The following is a 2,520-nucleotide window of genomic DNA, read 5'->3' as shown; positions in this document are numbered from 1 at the left end:
GTAGGGGCGGCGGGTCCCATGGGCGCTGTGGGCGCCGCGGGCGGTGCCGCAGCTGGCGGGCCCGGCGCCCCGGCGTAGGCCGGAGCCTGCCTCTGAGCCCGCTCCCACGCCGCCCGGTAGGCCGCCTCGGCCGCCCGCATCTGCCGTACCCGGCGTTCGGCCGTGACCGCCGCCAGGTACGCCCAGGGCGGCGTCCCGGCCGGCGGCATCGCGACGTAGCGGACGACTTCGGTCGCGACCTCGTGGCCCATGCGCGCGGCGACGTCCGGGCGCATCTCGTGCATGCGGGTCAGGTACTGGCGCGCGGACAGGGCCACGTCGTCCGGAAGTGCCGACAGGTCCAGCTGTTGCGCCCAGCCGAGCAACGGATACGGCATCGCCAGCGCCGCCATCCCGGCCGGGCTCACCCCGGCGTCCGGCGCGCGGTCGCGGACCACGACCGTCCCGGCCAGCCAGTCACCGGTGCGGCGCCCCTGCTTCGAGCAGAACGAGGTCACCACCGCCAGCACACCGACCGTGGCGTAGAGGTCGAAGATGCCCGAGAGAGCGCGCACCAACCCGTGCCGGAACCGCACCGGGCCGCCGTCGGTGCGCACCACGCGCAGCCCGAGCGCCATCTTGCCCAGCGTGCGTCCGCGGGCGACGGTCTCCAGCAGCGCCGGGTACCCGACCACCACCGCGACGGTCATGACGATCATGAGCCCGGCCATCACCGCGTCGTCGACCGCGCCGGCCGACGCCACCACTCCGAGCACGGCGGCGAGCACACCCAGCAGGCCGGCCTGGACGAGCAGGTCCAGCAGCCGGGCCAGGGCGCGGCTCGGCAGCTTGGCGAGCCGGAGATCCAGGGCCACGCCCTCGCCGATGACCAGGTCGCTCAAGGTCGTTGTCTCCACTCCGGGCTGACGTTGTTGCGGCAACGGTAGACCGCTCATACCGTGGGCGCACAGTTTCTCACCACAGACTTTCCATAGAGCGCTGGCTTCTCACAGAGGCGGGGTCTTCCCACACGTGGACATCGACGCATACGCAGCGGCCCATCGCGCGGAGTGGGCCCGCCTCGCGCAGTTGTCGAACCGGAGCCGGGCTCTGGACGGCGGCGAGGCGGACGAACTCGTTGCGCTCTACCAGAACGTCGCTACGCATCTGTCTGTAGTGAGGTCCGCGGCGCCGGACGCTGTAGTGGTGGGTCACCTGTCGTCTCTCCTGGCGACGGCGCGAGGGGCTATCGCCGGGCCGCGTGTTCCGGCCTGGAGAGAGATCCTCTACTTCTTCACCGACGGCTTTCCAGCGGCTCTCTATAGAGCGCGACGCTGGTGGATCGCTACTGCGGTGATCTCACTTGTAGCCGCGTTCTTCATGGGCTGGTACATCGCGGCGAATCCGCGGGTGCAGGGGGAACTGGCCTCTCCGGATCTCGTGAACGGGGTGTTCCGGCCCGGCGGGCAGTTCGAGACGTACTACACGGAGTTCAGTCCGGGGTCGTTCGGCTTCAAGGTGTGGGTGAACAACGCCTGGGTGTCCGCACTGGCGCTGTTCGGAGGGGTGACGCTGGTCTTCCCGTTCGTCGCCATGTACATGAACACCGCGAACCTGGCGATCGACGGTGGATTCATGGCGGCGCATGGACGCTTCGGCACCTTCCTGTCGCTCGTCGCCCCGCACGGCATGTTGGAACTCAGCGCGGTGTTCGTCGCCGGCGGTTGCGGGATGCGCATCGCGTGGACGCTTCTCTCGCCGGGGCCGCGGACCCGCGGCGAGGCGCTGGGGGAGCAGGGGCGGGTGCTCGGGACGATGGCGCTCGGGCTGGCGTGCGTGTTGTTGGTGTCGGGCTCGATCGAGGGGTTCGTGACCGGGCACACGTCCGCTCCGGTGCGGCTCACGATCGGTTTCACGGTGGAGACGCTGTTTCTCGTATACGTGTTCTTCGTTGGTCGCAGGGCTGCGCTGCGAGGCGAGACAGGCGACGTGAGCAGGGCCGACAGGGCGGACGTGGTACCCACGAGGGCTTAGTCGGATCCCCGGATCCGATCAGCGAACGGATGGTTTCAGCCCTCTGAGTGATGGGTAGACACCGCCGATTCGTCTGCGGCCTCAGACGTGTGCCATACTTACAGGGTTCCCCTCAATGAACCGGCGAAGGCCATCAGGTTGACGCATGTGTTCGGGGAGCGTAAGTTAGAGGGGTTGCTGTCAAGCAGGAGCGGCGGGCGAGAGCCCAAAGAAACCATGCTAGAGTAACCAAGCCGCCGGGGCAAGGGTTCGAAAAAGAATCCCGAACCGGCAATCGCAATCAAAACGGCTGTGCTTGATTTTAAAGGCTCAGTGAAATTGCGAAGAACGCGGAGGATCTGCTAAGATCTAAAGCGAAGCAAGGTAAGAAAGACAAAAGAAAAACAGCAAGACCTGACAACGCCGGGTCGCAGCCGATCGGAACGGAAGTTCTGAGACGAGTGGTTCGGGCGTCTGTTTCTTGAGAACTCAACAGTGTGTGACGAATTGTGATGCCATGCGACCTCG

At 66.9% G+C, this 2,520-nt stretch carries 2 protein-coding genes; one reads left to right on the top strand and one right to left on the bottom strand.

Features of this window, described 5'->3' with window-relative positions:
• Positions 1-881: RDD family protein (locus GWK61_RS53875; RefSeq protein WP_228564520.1), on the bottom strand; the 881-nt coding region annotated here is incomplete at its 3' end.
• 130 nt (positions 882-1,011) lie between these two features.
• Here GWK61_RS53875 and GWK61_RS53870 point away from each other — a divergent pair.
• Complete coding sequence (locus tag GWK61_RS53870; protein ID WP_194922176.1) at positions 1,012-2,013, top strand: stage II sporulation protein M; 1,002 nt, start codon at positions 1,012-1,014, stop codon at positions 2,011-2,013.
• Positions 2,014-2,520 lie beyond the last annotated feature (507 nt).

Origin of the sequence: Catenulispora rubra, assembly GCF_015356825.1 — a bacterium.
GTDB classification, from domain to species: domain Bacteria; phylum Actinomycetota; class Actinomycetes; order Streptomycetales; family Catenulisporaceae; genus Catenulispora; species Catenulispora rubra.
Note: the sequence above shows the minus strand (reverse complement) of the source record. Positions and strands in the feature narration are given on the sequence as shown.